The sequence below is a fragment of the Furfurilactobacillus rossiae DSM 15814 genome, from assembly GCF_000428925.1.
Classification (GTDB): domain Bacteria; phylum Bacillota; class Bacilli; order Lactobacillales; family Lactobacillaceae; genus Furfurilactobacillus; species Furfurilactobacillus rossiae.
This window is the reverse complement of the sequence record NZ_AUAW01000012.1, coordinates 36,920-53,563: the sequence shown is the minus strand read 5'-3', so window position 1 is coordinate 53,563 and position 16,644 is coordinate 36,920. Positions and strand designations below refer to the sequence as shown.

Annotated in this window: 15 protein-coding genes and 1 riboswitch; of the genes, 6 read left to right on the top strand and 9 right to left on the bottom strand. The window is 44.6% G+C overall.

The annotated features are described in order from the left end of the window. Positions 1-25 precede the first annotated feature (25 nt). Positions 26-1,171 (bottom strand): acyltransferase family protein, encoded by a 1,146-nt coding sequence (locus G400_RS0108685; RefSeq protein ID WP_017260695.1) that lies wholly within the window; start codon positions 1,169-1,171, stop codon positions 26-28. 275 nt (positions 1,172-1,446) lie between these two features. Between G400_RS0108685 and G400_RS0108680 the strand changes: the two genes are divergently transcribed. Further along, positions 1,447-2,379: a YczE/YyaS/YitT family protein gene (locus G400_RS0108680; RefSeq protein ID WP_017260694.1), complete on the top strand. Its 933-nt coding sequence runs from the start codon at positions 1,447-1,449 to the stop codon at positions 2,377-2,379. A 51-nt stretch (positions 2,380-2,430) separates the two neighbouring features. Here G400_RS0108680 and G400_RS0108675 read toward each other — a convergent pair whose 3' ends face one another. Then, complete coding sequence (locus G400_RS0108675; protein ID WP_017260693.1) at positions 2,431-3,018, bottom strand: TetR/AcrR family transcriptional regulator; 588 nt, start codon at positions 3,016-3,018, stop codon at positions 2,431-2,433. Between the two features lie 214 nt (positions 3,019-3,232). On the opposite strand from G400_RS0108675, the gene G400_RS0108670 reads away from it, so the two are divergent. After that, positions 3,233-4,123 (top strand): oxidoreductase, encoded by an 891-nt coding sequence (locus G400_RS0108670; protein ID WP_017260692.1) that lies wholly within the window; start codon positions 3,233-3,235, stop codon positions 4,121-4,123. Positions 4,124-4,328: 205 nt separating this feature from the next. Here G400_RS0108670 and G400_RS0108665 read toward each other — a convergent pair whose 3' ends face one another. Both G400_RS0108665 and G400_RS0108660 read right to left on the bottom strand, forming a co-directional pair. Continuing rightward, a complete protein-coding gene (locus G400_RS0108665; RefSeq protein ID WP_017260691.1) occupies positions 4,329-5,309 on the bottom strand; it encodes an aldo/keto reductase in 981 nt (326 codons plus the stop codon). 185 nt (positions 5,310-5,494) lie between these two features. Continuing rightward, a complete protein-coding gene (locus G400_RS0108660; protein ID WP_081495780.1) occupies positions 5,495-6,412 on the bottom strand; it encodes a helix-turn-helix domain-containing protein in 918 nt (305 codons plus the stop codon). Positions 6,413-6,497: 85 nt separating this feature from the next. Between G400_RS0108660 and G400_RS0108655 the strand changes: the two genes are divergently transcribed. Together G400_RS0108655 and G400_RS0108650 are read left to right on the top strand one after the other, a co-directional pair. Continuing rightward, positions 6,498-7,736 (top strand): S41 family peptidase, encoded by a 1,239-nt coding sequence (locus tag G400_RS0108655; RefSeq protein ID WP_017260689.1) that lies wholly within the window; start codon positions 6,498-6,500, stop codon positions 7,734-7,736. A gap of 129 nt (positions 7,737-7,865) precedes the next feature. Further along, the gene (locus tag G400_RS0108650) at positions 7,866-8,297 is read left to right on the top strand and encodes a flavodoxin family protein (RefSeq protein WP_017260688.1); all 432 of its coding nucleotides are present in this window, start codon (positions 7,866-7,868) and stop codon (positions 8,295-8,297) included. A gap of 95 nt (positions 8,298-8,392) precedes the next feature. On the opposite strand, the gene G400_RS0108645 is transcribed toward G400_RS0108650, so the two are convergent. Then, positions 8,393-8,902, bottom strand: a complete 510-nt coding sequence (locus G400_RS0108645) for a GNAT family N-acetyltransferase (protein WP_017260687.1) — start codon at positions 8,900-8,902, stop codon at positions 8,393-8,395. Positions 8,903-9,073: 171 nt separating this feature from the next. On the opposite strand from G400_RS0108645, the gene G400_RS0108640 reads away from it, so the two are divergent. Further along, a complete protein-coding gene (locus G400_RS0108640; RefSeq protein WP_017260686.1) occupies positions 9,074-9,925 on the top strand; it encodes an alpha/beta hydrolase in 852 nt (283 codons plus the stop codon). 24 nt (positions 9,926-9,949) lie between these two features. Here the strand turns inward: G400_RS0108640 and G400_RS0108635 are convergent, their stop codons facing one another. From G400_RS0108635 to G400_RS0108615, 4 genes are all read right to left on the bottom strand, one after another. After that, positions 9,950-10,978, bottom strand: a complete 1,029-nt coding sequence (locus G400_RS0108635) for an amidohydrolase family protein (protein WP_017260685.1) — start codon at positions 10,976-10,978, stop codon at positions 9,950-9,952. Between the two features lie 89 nt (positions 10,979-11,067). Then, positions 11,068-11,601 (bottom strand): TetR/AcrR family transcriptional regulator, encoded by a 534-nt coding sequence (locus G400_RS0108630; protein ID WP_017260684.1) that lies wholly within the window; start codon positions 11,599-11,601, stop codon positions 11,068-11,070. A gap of 46 nt (positions 11,602-11,647) precedes the next feature. Then, positions 11,648-13,933, bottom strand: coding sequence for an HAD-IC family P-type ATPase (locus G400_RS0108625; RefSeq protein WP_017260683.1), 2,286 nt, complete (start codon positions 13,931-13,933; stop codon positions 11,648-11,650). Positions 13,934-13,987: 54 nt separating this feature from the next. Then, positions 13,988-14,051, bottom strand: a riboswitch (Fluoride riboswitch). A gap of 593 nt (positions 14,052-14,644) precedes the next feature. Further along, positions 14,645-15,319 carry a GntR family transcriptional regulator gene (locus G400_RS0108615; RefSeq protein ID WP_017260682.1) on the bottom strand — a complete coding sequence of 225 codons (675 nt, stop codon included), beginning with the start codon at positions 15,317-15,319 and terminating at the stop codon, positions 14,645-14,647. 161 nt (positions 15,320-15,480) lie between these two features. Between G400_RS0108615 and G400_RS0108610 the strand changes: the two genes are divergently transcribed. Continuing rightward, on the top strand, positions 15,481-16,557 hold the full coding sequence (locus G400_RS0108610; RefSeq protein WP_017260681.1) for a DNA glycosylase AlkZ-like family protein: 1,077 nt from the start codon (positions 15,481-15,483) through the stop codon (positions 16,555-16,557). Positions 16,558-16,644: the final 87 nt, after the last annotated feature.

Below are 16,644 nucleotides of genomic sequence, written 5' to 3'. Positions count from 1 at the left end.
ATCTGCGAAGGTTTTTTACGTTCACTCAAGCTTTAGATTGTTCGACTTTCAGGTAAATCCGTTCGGCACCCGCTTTAATCCACGTTTCCAGCCGGTGACCTTCAATCGCGAAGCCAAACGCAATCGCCCATCCGAGCACATACGTCACGGCGACGCGAGCGCCCAGTGCATTGTTGCTCTGCCAGCCGAATAGTCGTTCACCTTGCCACAATAGGTTCATCCAGAAAACGTTGCCCAGAAAGGCGCGGTATGCATAGACGGCGAGAAAATGAACTGTGGGCAACAACTGAGATTGCCGTTTAATCAGCCACAACGCCAGCGCAATAATGAGGACAATTGCACTCAGCGCGTAAACTACTCCGGCCGGTTTTAAATAAGGCGCATTAGCAAATGTCAGTCCGACATTGAAACTTTTCAACTCAACATTGTTGCGCCACCAAGACCAAATCAGAGTAACGGCGGCGATCCACCACCAACGGGTCAGCAGCGGTATCAGCTGGTCGCGGAACACCCAGAGCAGAATCCCGGCAATAGCGTACAAGATAAAGCTAATAAACACGCGATCCAGCAGGTACCAGTCATTTGCACGCGGACCATTGAAGACTTCCACATCGTAAATGGCGACCCACCAAACGTAACCAACTAGGGTGATCAAACTAACCGCTACGCCTCGCCCTGAATGACCGGTCAGCCATCGCGTTAAGCCGACAAACAGTGGCATTAAGATAATGAATTGCAACATCATCGTGTTGTACCACAGGTGTGGCGCCGCGTTACCGTTCACAAACTGCCAATTGAAACTCACTAGACCGTCGAAGCGTTCCCGTTGTTGCAGACTCGGCATTAAGACTAGATAAGCCAACGTCCACCAAATGGTTGGCGTAAACAAGGCTGTCCACTGCGTCTGCAGATAGGGCAGATAATCGCCATGCAAAGTTCGCAGTGAGGTCGTTCGAACCGTTGTGTAGAGGATTCCGAAAATGAAGGCAGGGGCGGTGAACTTAACGGCATTGTACCAGCCGATAATCCAAGATTGCTGAGCAGTACTTGGGCCAACGTCGAGGGCGAATCCGAGGACCGTTTGTAACATCACTGCGGTGCAGGCAAACACTTTCAAGAAGTCGCCAACATCTGTGCGATTCGGATCATTTTCTTCATTAACCTCTGCCACGATTCGTCCTCCTTTCAGTAAATTCATTACTAACTAGTTTACACGTCTGCCGATTCGATAGCACCCCATCACGTGGACTTCGCCGTGTAAGTGCGACTTTTTAACGTTAACTTAATCCACGAACCAATATGGTCGCAAATGGCTATAAGACCAGTCGTTCATCGCTTTCCATCTTAGTCTTCTAATAGACCAATGAAGCACTAACCCTTGAAATTAACGATAACTTTTTGTATGTTAGACGATAATTTAAGTAATTAACGTCCTAGGAGGTCTCTATGACAAACATCGAATCAACTAAGGATCAGCCTCAACCCAACAAGGTCATCAGTGTGACCTTAAAAACACTGATGTCGTTCTTCGGCATTGCCATCTTATCGCTCGGAACCACCTTCTTGCGCGAAGGCCAAGTCGGTTTGGACCCCTTCACCGCTTTAAACACCGGCATGGCGAACAAATTTGGCCTCAGTTTAGGTACATATCAATTGGCTGCTAACGTGGTCATTTTCGTTTTCATCGTTTTACTTGACCGCAAGAAAATCGGGATTGGGACCGTGCTGAACATGGTACTGGTCGGTTATGAAATTCAGTGGTTCTCCGCCATCTATAAATCGATTTTACCGTCGACTGTTAACCTGTTTACGATTTTGGCGGATGCCATTATTGGCCTGTTGCTATTTACGTTAGGTGCTTCTCTATACATGACTGCCGACCTTGGGGTGGCCCCATATGATGCGATTGCACCAATTGCGTCGGACCGTTTGCACATTCAATACCGCATCGTCCGGATCGTTCAAGATGTTCTCTTCATGCTCGCAGCGCTTTTGGCTGGCGGTCCAGTCGGCATCGCAACGATTATCGTCGCCTTCTTTACTGGCCCACTGATTACTTATTGGAACACTCATGTCAGCCAACACGCTGTCACCAGCATCGACCGATTTAGCACGCAACCAAGTTTCAAGGGTGTCGGCACTGAAATCGTTGAGCTAGGTCGTGTCAGTTACGGCGCTGTCTCTCACGCCTACAAAATGACCGTCCACACCCAACAACGGTTATCCGGTTACTCGAATGCAGAGTTGGCTGGCCGTTTGAACGTCACTAAGAAGAATTTGGATAACGCCAAGCAAATTTACGACAACATGTCGGCACAGTATGAAATGCTGAAAAATGAGGCTAAACGCCGGCATGATAACAATGACGAAACTAAATAAGCTATAAAAGAAGGCAATCGTAGAATTAATCCACGATTGCCTTTCGTTTACCTATTCTTTTGGTGCCAACCATGCCGCTTCCAGAATATCTAAAATTGTTTCCAATGGAACTTGAATCGGATCGACAATCTTGTCACGAACCGACTTGGCGTAACGAACCAGCGTATCAAACGCAATGGCCATCAGTACATATGGATCAGTATCCCGCACAATACCATCAGCTATCCCTTGCTTGACTAACACTGTCACCCGGTCAAAGTCCATCTTGGATTCTTCCGCTGAAATATCGATTTGGGCAAAAATTGGGGAGTTCTCGTATTGTGTGATGACATCCATCGCAACAGGATTTTCAATGGCAAATTGATAAACGATCCGTGCATATAACTTCATATTATCAATTGCCCCTGGCTGTTCGCTGAAATGATTGCGCATATAATCGCTCATTTTGGTTTTCTGCGCCAAGAATACCTGTTTGAGTAAATCATCCTTGTTCTTAAAGTACAAATAAATATTCGATTGTGAGATGCCGGTGCGCTTGGCCACCTTCCCCATGGCGATGCTGGAAATGCCTTCCTCAATCACCATGTGCGCCACGACATCAATAATTTCCTGTGGCCGTTGTTCATTCTTTGTTCGCATGCATTACATTATAAAAGAATGGTCGTTCCTTGTCAATTTATTATTTATTTTGATTTTATTGTTGACAAAGAACGTTCATTCTTTTATATTGGTCACATGCTCATCGCAAATGAGTTTTTATTTTAAATCTAAAAAGAACAATCATTCTTCAAACGAAATTAACGCTGACACCATCACTGCTGTTCGTTTGAACATCAAAAAGGAGAACTTCATTATGACTAAATCTGTTGCTTTAATTACTGGTGCTTCATCAGGCATGGGCAAGGCCGCTGCCATTCAATTCAATAACGCTGGCTACACGGTTTACGCTGGCGCCCGTCACATGGAACCGATGACTGAGCTGGAACAGCAAGGCATTCACACCATGAAATTGGATGTTACAGACCACGACTCCAACAAGGCGTTTGTCGATGCCGCATTGGAAAACGAAGGCCGCATTGACGTGCTGATCAACAACGCCGGTTATGGTTCCATGGGCGCCGTTGAAGACGTCGACCAAGCTGAGGCCAAACGTCAATTCGACGTAAATGTCTTCGGCGCCGCTGATTTGATTCAACTCGTCTTACCAACAATGCGTGCCCAACATGCCGGCAAAATTTTGAACAATTCTTCTATCGGTGGCCAAATGTACTCACCACTTGGTGGCTGGTACTACGCTTCCAAACACGCTTTGGAGGCCTTGAGCGACTCCCTTCGTTTGGAAGTTAAGGACTTCGGCATTGACGTCATCATCATCGAACCAGGTGGCACGAAAACAAACTGGCAACAGGTTGCTGCAGATCATATGTTGGAAGCAACACCAAAAGAGTCTCCTTACCGTCAGATGGTTGAAATTTACGCTAACGCCAGCATGAACTTCAGCGCCACAGCGGATGATATCGCCCACCTGATGTTCAAAGCGGCTACGACCGTTAATCCAAAAACACGCTATCAGTTATCTTGGGGTGATCGAGCCGTCGTCATCGCCGTTCGCAAGTTTTCGTACAAGACTATCGACCGCGGCATCCGGTTCGCAATGCGAATTGCTGAGCAAAACTTGATGAAGAACCAAATTTCAGACAATTCAAATACGAACCAATCCGTAGACGATTCACAGACAATTTAGACATAAAGAAAACCTCGCCAATTTTCGAAGTTGGTGAGGTTTTCTAGCTATTTCAAACTCAATTTTACTATTACAATGCAAACGCGTTCACAGACCCTGGCCTCTGTGCATAAGCTGTAAGCCGAACTATTCGGAAAACCACCGAATAATTCATCTTACTTCTTATTGCTCGAGACCAAAACGGGTCTGTTCACGCTCTCCTCTTTTACCACAAATACTCAACTGGATTCTTAATGTACTTGTTGTAAACATCGTTGACGATGAGCATCTGGTCGTGCGTCAATGCTGGAGCATCAGCGGCGCTCACGTTGCGGTCAATTTGCTGTGGATTAGATGCACCAGGGATAACCGTGGAAACAGCATCGAACATCAAGATCCACCGCAATGCCGTTTGGGCCAAGTTGTCTGAACCCAACCGTTCTTTCAATTCATCGGCAGCCTTCACACCAGTCATGTAGTCCACGCCGGAGAATGTTTCACCCTTATCAAAGGCGGAACCGTCACGGTTGTATGAGCGGTGGTCGTTCTTACCAAACTTAGTGTCGGCCGTGTACTTGCCAGATAACAAGCCGGAAGCCAGTGGTACACGCGCCAAGATACCGACATTTTGTTCCTTAGCCAGTTTGAAGAATAAATCTGCTGGACGCAAACGGAACATGTTGAAGATGATTTCAACAGTTGAAATGTTGTAGCTCAGTGCTTTAATGGCTTCTTCAACCTTTTCAACACTCACGCCGTAGTTCTGGATCTTGCCTGCTTTTTTCAGGTTATCCAGTTCGAACCAGACTTCTGGATTGTAGTAAACGGCAGTTGGTGGGCAATGTAACAGAACGTTGTCCAAACTATCGACACCCATGTTCGTCAAACATTCATCCACAAACTTGTCGATGTTTTCTTTGGTATATCCTTCAGCAACATGCGGATCGAGTTTGCGACCAATTTTTGTCGACACGTGAACCTTGTCTTCTTTGCCCTTCAAAAACTTACCGATGGCCTTTTCGCTGGCACCATCCTGATAAATATCAGCGGTGTCAAAGAAGTTAACGCCGGCGTCATAAGCGGCTTCCAACGTGTCCAAAGCATCTTTTTCGCTAAACGGATCGCCCCATTTACCGCCAAGTTGCCAGGTTCCTAACGAAACTTCGCTGACTTTAAAGCCAGTTTTACCTAACGTACGATATTGCATAGTTTGTGTCTCCCCCTAAGCTATTTTTCACATCAACTTTATCATAATTCTCTGGCATCGAATGTCAGATTTCTCATAGTCACTGACGATTACATGTTCAAACGGTGACCACATTAATCGGCCACAGATTCTAGTGTAGCAGTCTGTCGCTGAATGAAAAGTACGCACCTGAATGTAACTACGATTTACTGAGACTGCTTCGGCATTTTATACCGTTCATAATGCGTTTGGCCTCGCAGTTTATGAACCTCAAATATTGCGGTTAGTGTGTTTGTCTGACCATAATGTAAATTACTTAACCAGTTTATCAACTCATCCCCGTCACGTTTGGCCTGTGGATAGTCATCATATAAATCAACTAAAATCCGCGCCAATCTTCGTAATACCGTCGCCTCCATGTTTTGATCAAACAGTGATTCTGTCCACATTTGATCAACCACTTCATGAGCCAGTGAATATCGATGTTCGAGTAATAACGTTTGAAGCCAATCTAAATAGGCGTTTGCCAGGCCACTTGCCAGATTATTTTCCTGGTCGTACAACTCTTCAAAACGATGGTAGGTGTTCACAATCTTGCTGAAAAGATACTGTTCGTGTTGTGGCGACTTAACGCGAAATAATGACAACAGAATGTCCGCTGTTTTGGCATCCGTTAACGTCCACGACTTCAAATTCATGAAATAGGCCCACAACTCATCAATGGGTGTCGTACTCATTTTTAGCGAATGATTGCTGGTGATGTACACCAGTGCATATGCCAAAATCGCGTTGAACCGTTGCAATTGATCATCACTGTGACGATACTGCTCGTAAATCGCCATCAGCTCATCAAGTTGCCAATGATTGTACAGTTCCTGAATGTGATGATGTAATTGATCTGGCTCGCTTGCTTGATAACCACGATAAATAAACATAAATTCCGCCATTGTCATTCGCAAATTAGCCACTACTGCAATCAATTTTTCTGCAGAAATACTGTAATCACCGTGCTCAAACGCCGCGTAATAAGATCGCGACATTACACCAAGGTAAATTTCTTTTTGCGTTAGTCCTTTGTTGCGCCGAATTTGTCGACACGTAATTCCAAACATTGTTTGTTCCATATGTCCAGTATACAAGACGTATGACAGAACATCACGTTCCTTCGTTTGCCTACACTAGCTTTAATCTCAAACGGAGGTAACTAAAATGACTAACTTAGAAATTTTTGACCGTATTGTTCACGTCATGCATCACGACTACGCCGGTTTTAAAGACAAGGCAACGTGGGACCATCCGGACGCTTTTCGACAACAAGTGACTACTTCACTTAACACTGATCAATTGAGCGACATCATCGAGGATTACCTCGCTGATTTTAAGGACCAACATTGTTTTCTGTACCGTCCAAATCACACGGAACTACGGATGCCATTTTTTACCCAACGGTATCAAAACACATTGTACGTAACTAAAACCTACGATAAGAAAATACCAGTAGGCTCGCAAATCGTCGCCATTGATGATCATTCAATCGAAGCAATGGCACAGCTCTATAAAACGAGACTGGCCGCAGATATTGAACACCAAGAATGGTCGCCACTTTTACGTAAAGCACACGCCGTGACGTTAGCCAACGGAAGAACTCTGCCCATCAAGCTTAGCAAGCGGGACGATCCACAAATTCGGCATGACTATGAACAGCTTTCTTCAACAACTGGTCTCATGACATTAGAAGACTTTGCCAGCGCGATTCCAATGAATCATCTATTAGAGGAATATGCCGAAAAACTGTCTCAACTAGACAATTTAATTATTGATGTGCGTATAAACGGTGGTGGCTCAGATAACGTTTACTATCCCTTGTTGAACTGGCTGTTTCCCAATTCAACAACGTTAAACACTATCTTTAATAATATCGACCCAGATATTGTCCAAGAAACCAACTATACGCCAACAAATTTACGCAATCGGCGTCGAATCTTTAACGAGTTTGCCAGCGAAGATGACCAGAGTACGCAAACCTATTTGAATACCATTTTGAATGACCTTAAAAGGCACGAGCATGCTGGGCTAGCCCACTTCTCAGATAGTTTTGATGATGAGGACACAGTTATTTCTGGACATGCTAAACCAACTCACGTTTATGTCCTCTGTGACCGCAAGTGCGGTAGCTCCGGTGATAATTTCATTCATATTACCTGCGCATCCCCTAAAGTCACAATTATTGGCCGCAACTCAGCAGGCGTTATCGACTATGCTAACGAAGCGGCCGAAGTATTTCCCACGTTTGAGTTTTGGTACCCCACGACTCGAACGACTGCCATTGATCAGGGAAAAGGTGTCGACAATATTGGCTATGCTCCAGATATTCACATTCCGTGGACGCCGAAAATGCTGACGGAAGATGTCGATTTGAATTATGTATTAAAAAATTTGATTCAGTAAAACGACTCAATTAATTAAATGTCAACGCCATGCCATTGAGGTCTAAGTTTGCCACCTCCAGACTCTTGCAAACGCTTTCTACCGCACCTATACTAAAGCCAAGATTACTTAGAACTTGGAGGTTTTAGTATGACAATTGCAGTTCGTTATCAAACTCGTAATGGCAACACAGAGGCATTTGCCAATCAAATTGCAGCAGTGGCTGGTGTTCAGGCTGAAAAAATCGACACGCCGCTGCCTGCTGATCCAGTTGATATCCTTTTTGTTGGCGGTGGTACTTACATGTTGCGTCCAGATAAAACACTGAGTGCCTTTGTGGGATCTTTAGATGCTACCAAGGTTAAGCACATCGCCATCTTCACCACTTCTGGTGGCCCGGAAACGCCGGCCGATAAGTCCTTAACCAAATTGGCTGACAAACAAGGTATTCCGGTAATCGGCCATTTCCATCAAATGATGGGCGGCAAAGGCATGATTGGTGCCAAGAAAGACGTCACCTTAAAACCTGATCAAATCCAGGCTGTTAAAACATTTGCTGAAAGCATGCTGGCGCATAACTAAATAATCAACCAGCCTAATGAAGAATGGTCTATAAATTAAAAAAGCGTTACTTGAACGGTGCGATAAAATGCACGCAAGTAACGCTTTTGAGGTAGCTAACCCTTCTTATGATCATCTTTTATCGTCCTGGATAGTTCCAGCCGGATATTTCCCTCATCATCTGGTTCCATTCGGCCATCTTTATAGTCAAAGCCAAACTGTTTGTAAAATGGTACGGCACTGATGGCAGCCGGGATTTCAATTCGTTTGGATCGCAAAAATACAGGATCATTCATCAGCTGGCGCATCATTTCATGACCGATTCCCGCACGCTGCTGATGGCGCTCAACAAACACCGTTAAAATGATTGCCTCTTGTGGCACATCCCAATAATTGCTAATGCCGCCGCAACCGACGATTTCGTTTACATCGTTCACAGCAACGTAGAAGTTAGCATAATGCGCCATCGCACGAAGATGTGCCGCATCATGTTCAGCAGCCGTTTTTAACATCAGCAACTCGCCGTAATCTTTGACGTTAACCGTCAGTAAAACATCTTTCACCATGGCAGCTGTTTTCTCGGCATCTGCATCCACAAAGGGACGGATCGTAATCTCACTTGTCATCTGCATCGCCTCCTGTTGGTTACGATCACCAGTGTTTCCATGGCCAAAGTCAATTGCAAATTGCGCACTAAGAGACGAATTTTCCACAATCAAATAGCTTTGTTTGCTGAATTTCAAATAGTTACCATACAATAGCGATACTAAAAATCGTTCAAGTGGAGGATTTACACTATGTTCAAACGAGCTTTCGCACTACTCGGTACGTTTGTCATCGCCCTAACGCTTATTCTCACCACTCAGACGCAAGCAGCCATCAAGCAAAATCATAGCAAATACAACTATTCTCAAACACCGACCATTTTCCTGCACGGTTACGGTGGTGGCCCCTCGTCTGCTAACAATATTATCGCAGCCGCTCAAAAGGCTGGGGCCGCTCAAAAAGTGTTAACCGCCCATGTCAGCCGTTCTGGTCACGTGACACTCAGTGGTAAGTGGCAAACGGGCAAGGTCAATCCACTTGTCCAAGTGCTGTTTGCCAACAACCGTGAATCAAATTACAACAACGATGCACGGTGGGTTAAAAACGTACTGACCACCTTGCAGAAAAGATATCACATCACTAAATTCAATGTTGTCGCTCACTCAATGGGCAATCTGGCTCTCATGTACTACGAAGTCAACTACGGCAAGCAACGTTCACTCCCTCAACTGCAAAAGCAGGTCGATCTGGCCGGTCATTTTGACGGCATCCTCGGTATGGATGACAAAGCTAACCGCAATCATTTGTTAGCAAATGGCAAGCCACAGCATCTTAACAGTTCATACAGGTACATGCTGAAACACCGTAATAATTATCCAACGAATCAAGTCGATGTTATGAACATCTACGGCAACCTCGGTGACGGCTCTAATTCTGATGGCAGTGTCAGCAACGTTTCGGCGCAATCACTGAAATATTTATTAGGCAACAAACCAAAAAGCTATGTCGAGCACATGATCAAAGGATCGAATGCCCAACATAGCAAGTTGCATGATAACGATGAAGTTAACCGGTATATTATTCAGTTCTTGTGGGGAAAATAATGATTTAACCTCCTCAAACTTAGATCAGCTCAAATGAAGTAACTTTTCAACGTTTTCATGGGCAATCTTGTCTTTGTCTTGGTCACTAATTGGCGTTTGGGACAGGAAGTCTTGAGCATTGCCTTTCACATATGGGTAATCTTGTGCCCACAATACGTGGTCAGCCCCCATTTCCGACAGCACTAACTGCATTTGGGGCCACGTATACATACCACTTGGCGTAATATACACGTTTTTCTTGTAGTAATACGAAACTGGATGCTTCAAGGTATTACCAGCAACTGGTGTTGTCGCTTCGTCCAACCGTTCCAGAAAATATGGGACAAACTCGCCCCAGTGACCGGAAATCAATTTTAAGTTTGGCAACTTATCAAAGAGCCCCGACAAAATGAGTCGGGTAACGTGTAGGCCTGCTTCCATGTGCCAGCCCCAGCCAGGCGTTGACATAATGGCATTAAAACCAATTGGTTGCATGCCACTATAGTAATTGTCACGAATCGTTTCGGATGGTAATGACGGGTGCATATATAGTGGCACATCAAGCTCTGCCGCCATTTCAAAAATTGGCATGAACTTTGGCGCATCCAAAAACTCGTTATTACGGGCAGTACCTAGAATAAGTGCGCCCTTCAATCCAAGTTTCGTTACAGCACGCTTTAACTCCTTCGCAGCAGCGACCGGCTCTGAAACGGGTAGCGTCGCAAATCCCAGATATCGATCTGGGTGTCGTTTGACCGCTTCGGCAATCGCGTCGTTGATTTTCTGCGTCAACGGAATCGATTGCTCACCTGGCAAAATATCCGGGTTAGTGACTGAATCCCCGTAAGACAAAATCTGCATATCAATGCCATTTTCATTCATATAACGGATTCGTTTGTCATCAACATCCTGCATCACTGCCGGATCGACAGCATAGGCCTTCAAACCTTCAGCAAAGGACTGACCAAATTCAGCCATTTTCTTAGGATCACTCGGTTGTTGTTTTAAATAATCAGTGATTTCTTTGTTAGCAAACGCTGTGCTCATGTGTTCTTCAGTTGTAATCAATTTCATGTTTAATTCACCTCATCTATTAGGATAAGGCTTAGTTTACAGGGCTTTTGGCCGAAGTTATGGACCGATTTAACCGCTTTGTTGCATAACTAGAAAAGATCGCTCAGACCGTTAGTCAGGTGCAGCAATAGTTTGGTTGCCTGCTCCGGCGTCCACTTGTGTTCCAGTACGTAATCACGTAAGAACATATAGGTCGCTGCTGCGTAGACATTACAAATCGTTGTCTCATCGATTAAGGCTTTGTTATTTCTGAGCGCAATGTGGTGATTAAAGTTCGCCAAACGTTGAATAAAGAGTTGTCGTGTGTTTGACCATTCGATCATTTCAAAAGCATCCGTTCGTTTTTGCCAAGCCTGCAGCAATTGAATAACCATACTCTGTGCAGTTAAATCTTGAAAACGAAATGCCGACAAGAATTCATCCAGATGACGATCTAAAATCGTGACAATGACTTGTTCTGGTGTGAGGTAATAACGATAAAAGGTTTGACGTGATACGTGCGCTGCTTGGGCAACTTGCGGCCCTGTCAATTTGGCAAACGTCACATTATCATGACAAAGTTGGAGCATTGCAGATTCAATTTTACGTTTGGTCCGATAGGTTCGTTGATCTATTTTTTGCATACTATATTTCCTGCGCCTTTTTTTAACGCTGTTATTTATTAATAGTCTACTCTGCCTGACGATTTAAATTAATCAATTTCCATATTAATGTTAATGCCACAGCGATGATAATCGTCAAAACGACAGTCGCGACAATTAACACCCCTGAAATCTGTGCGATGCCCCATCCCAAGGCAGCTAACAGCAACGTCAACAAACAGTTTAGCGTAATCGCAATGATCACTGCTAAGCTAGGCTTACTCCGCCAGAACGGCCTAGTTGTTCGGGTCATCAGAATCGTTAACATCGCACTAAAGATTAAATAAACATACAGCCCTGTGCTAACCTGACCTGCTGAATAACCCATTTTAACTAATGTCGTTGCAAACACAGCCCCGACGATAGTCCATCCCGCTGCAAACACGCCTGCTACCCTGCTTAAGTTACTCAGGTTCCATTTCTCTGGTTGTAACCTAATGTGCGTGTTATCCGTTCCGAGAACCAACGTTACCAAATCATTTAGAATCGCTACCAATATCATGGCATTCAATGTGAGAGGCATAAAATGAAAGACTAGATAACCAAACGTGAGCAGCATTGTTAGTTCAGCCGTTCGCGAAAGCTTGGTAATCGTCCAAGTCATCATTCGTTGATAAACACGGTGTCCACTATCGAGGATTTTAACGATTGAGCTTAAGCCATCTGTCATGAGCACTAGCTTGGCTGATCGTTTGGCTAAATCCACCGCATTTGCCACAGCAATCCCCACTTCGGCCTGTTTGAGTGCCGGCGCGTCATTAACACCATCGCCAGTCATGCCAACGATATAGCCACGACGTTGAAATTGCTTGACCATCGCTAACTTATTTTCGGGGACAACTTCTGCGATTCCAGCTAACTTGTCAATCGCTGTGTCATTGTTTAAATCGGCGAAGGGTAAAACGGTTCCGTTTAAACCAACTTGATTGGCAATAATTTGGGCCGTTTTCCGGTTATCACCAGTCAGCATTACCACCTTCACGCCGCGCTCCTGCAATGCCTGAATCGATGCCGTACTGTCAGCACGTGGTTGATCCTGCAAGACAAAGATGCCTAATAATCGATTGTTCCGCATTACCGCTACCGTTCGGCCAGCATTGTAATCAACCGTTGCGGGAATGGGAGTTTGTCCATCATCAATCGCCATCAACCGTTTGAGCGCCCCAAGGTAAATGGATTGTCTATCAGGGCCAACGATTGCGACCGAATAACCAATAGTCGCATCAAACGGCTGAAAATGTTGGACGGTTAATGAACGGTCGTCTTTGTCTGCCGCGTAATTAATGATGGCTTGATCAATGACACTTGGGTTAACAATGTCCGCCGCGCTAACAGCGTTACGGATCACTTCATCGTCCGTCAATTCAGATAGATTATAAAACGCCGTTACCTGTGGTCGATTGACAGTAATTGTCCCCGTCTTATCAACCAGTAAGACATCCATGTTAGCTGCTTCCTGAATTCCGCTTAAATCACTAACTAGTACGTCTTCTTTACTCAATACATTTGCTTCTACTGAGTTGGCAACTGCAAAACTTGAAGGCATCGCAATCGGAATTGTCGCAATAAAGAGCATTGCCAAAAACGGTAACATTTCAATCAAGTTTTCGTGCCGAACGACGGCAACAATAATCATGATAACCGCTAAGATAGCATCCAAAATAGCAAGATAACCAATGATTTTTCCCAACAGTTGCTGCAAGTGACCAGGGGCAGAATTTTGATTAACTAAACTGATTGTTTTACCAGAACGACTATTAATCCCCGTTGCCGTCACAATTGCTAAAGCATCACCACTCACAACCTCCGTTCCAGCAAATGCCTGCTCGCCTTTCTGCCGCTTGACCGAATTCGATTCGCCAGTAATGCTGCTTTCATCCAGCTCAAGATCTGCTGACACGAGTTTCACATCTGCAGGCACAATTTCACTGCTTCGCAAATTGATTAGATCACCAACCACTAGTTTCTTAGCATCCATTTTTTGCCATTGCTTTGATCGGCAAACGGAAACCTGAGGGGTTAGTTCGTGCGCAAGTTGATGCAACACCTTGCTGGATCGCCCAGATTGAATTGCACCGTTCACTGCAGCGAATAGTAACATCAAAACAATAAAGCCAGCCTGAATCTCTTTGCCAAGAATAATTTCAATCACTAATGCCGCTTCGAGAATCCATGCGGACGGTTCCCAAAGGCGAATAAGTATGGCCTTCCAAAAATTGAATTTTGTTTCCGAAACTTCGTTCAGTCCATTTTGTTGAAGACGCCTTTCGGCCTCCTGGCGACTTAAACCGCCTAGCGTCAACTGTTTATCCATAGCTAATCGACCTTTCCAATATAAATAAAAAACGCCTACTGCACGAAAAATACACATGCAGTAGACGTCATCAAATTATCAATAATTGTTTGCGGCGAACGTCATCGCCTATTAAGTTTTACACAAGTAGCATACCGCTTAACTTTGATGAGTTCAATCTTTTTCGATTATGATGTTTGAGAGGATTAATCCTTCAGCAAAGTTTAAACATGTATTTTTACTTTTTCAAAAACGTGGTGAGCGTGATGACTAACCAAAATTCTATCGTTAAACTACGACCTTGGGGTAATAGTAATGGAATAATTATAAGCAAAAGTATTCTAAAGGCAGCCAATCTGAAAGTCGGTGACAATTAAGACCAAGAAATCAAATTGTAAAACAATTGTTGAACTTGAACCAGTTACCCATACACTGTCAGAAAAATACGCTGAATATAAGGGAACTCCTGAAAGTTATCAACAACCTAAGAATCTCAAGGACTGGGACACAATTTTCACAGAGCAACTGAAATCTTTCGATTATTTAGAGAGACAACCAGTATTGGTGGAATCATTACTCCAAGATCTTTTATCGCAAGTCCTTACTAATATCACGCAAACAATCTAATATCGCTTCAAGAAAAAATGCCCTTAATTATTAGACTTCAAAATAGCCAATAATTAGGGGTATCTTTTATTGCATCCAGTGGATATTGTATACAGTATGTTAAAGTTAGTTATCTTGTTCCTGCGCCCGTTGAATCTGTGTCATGGTTCCCAGCCAATCATTGGTCAACGCCTGTTTGGCCGCCTCAGCATTATGATGATCAATTGCGCTTAACAACGCTTCGTGCTGCCGACCATTGATGTCAATACTGACATTGTGGTGACTGAAAAAGTATGTTTCAAACCGTAAAATGTGACTGTATAGGAAATCACTAAACTGCGTTAAATATGGATTGTCGGCAACCGCTAAAACCTGTTTGTGAAAAGCTCGGTCGACGCTCAGTTCTGTTTCAATATCTTGTTTGTGCAGCGCCGTCGTTAACCGCGAATCGATTTTTTGCAGTTCATCACGCTCGGCAGGACTGATCTTGCTGACCATAAGCTGAGCAGCTAGTCCTTCAATGGCGGCCATTGGCTGGTATAACGTTGCTACGTCATCATGATACAGTGGCGCCACCCGCGTGACTTGGCCTGTATTCATAATGACGAAACCATCCGTTGCCAAACGTTGTAAAGCCTCACGCACTGGTGTCCGACTGATCGAAATCGCATTTGCCAACGCTGTTTCTGCTAGTTTTTCGCCTGGTTCTAGCGTGCCATCAATTAGCCAGCGGCGAATTTGCTGATAGGCATGGTCTGTCGCCGTCTCACGTTTGATTGGTTGGCTCTTTGGAATGGGCATCTTATCCACCTCGTTTGAAATATTACATACACTATACACTAATTGTTAACTTGGCACGCTAAATTGACATCTGGTCTAGAATACAGATGTCGCATCATTTACGTGAACAAAGCTCAAGATTTTACTAATGCAAACTAATTCGAATCAGTAAAGGAAATAATATGACAAACACCATCACGCAAACGGAGATTCGGCACCTGCGTCTCCAAAATAGTTTACTGGTTAACCCTGCCAATAGAACGCTGTCACAAACGGTCGATCACTTACTGGGTATCCAAGCCCAATACGGTAATGCTGCATTATTAAATTTATATAATCGAATCGACAACATCGCCCCGCAAGACTTTCAAACAGCCGTGCAGGCGTCACCAATCGTTAAAGCTTGGGACAATCGGCAAACCTTGCATCTATTCACACAACACTCGTGGCAAGAATTCGTCACTATTTTCGGCGACCGTGCCACTTGGGTCACTAAACACCTGCGCGAAAACAACATCGATCCGAAAGAAGCCTTCGACCACTTTCACACGTTTGGTCAAGCGCATCCCCACTTTACCCGTAAGGAACTGTTCGCTGAGTTTGGCGATCAGGCCCCCATCCTCTTCACTTGGAGTGCTCTGCTGCTAGACGAATCAATGCACGGCCGGTTGTACCTACCTGCCATTGCTGCCACCAACACCAGTTTCACCGCCTGTCCGCCAGTGCCCCAGCAATCGCTTTTACCGACACTTCAGCGTTATGCAATTGCTTACTTTACCGCTTACGGTCCAGCCACGTTGCAAGACTACGCCCACTTTGCCGGCCTTTCCCAAACGGCGCTCCACCTTACGGAAATGGATCTGAGCAGTTTGGCAACGTTTGAATACGACGGTAAGACGTACTACGGGCCAACAGATAATCTGCCGACTAAAATGCCTGCACTTATCATGCTATGCAAGTTTGACCCCCTACTGATTGGCTATGCGGACAAAACGTGGCTCACCACGAAACATCAAAAGAAGATTTGGCATACTGGCGGACAGATTGAGCCGATTATCCTAATTGATGGTGATTTGTACGGCACTTGGCGATATCAACTCACAACGAAGAAGCTCAATGCCACCGTGGATGCATACAATATTATTAATAAACAGCGCAAACGACTGATTGAACGGCGGCTAGCCGAATACGCCACTATTTTTGGACGATCGCTTGGAAAAATTACGTACACTGGGAAAGCCTATGGTGTGAAAAGTTAACGCGTTGCATTGCAATCACATCAAAAGCAGCCTCCAAATGAGTTGGTTAAAACCATTTCATTTGGAGGCTGTTTTTATTTCAGATAA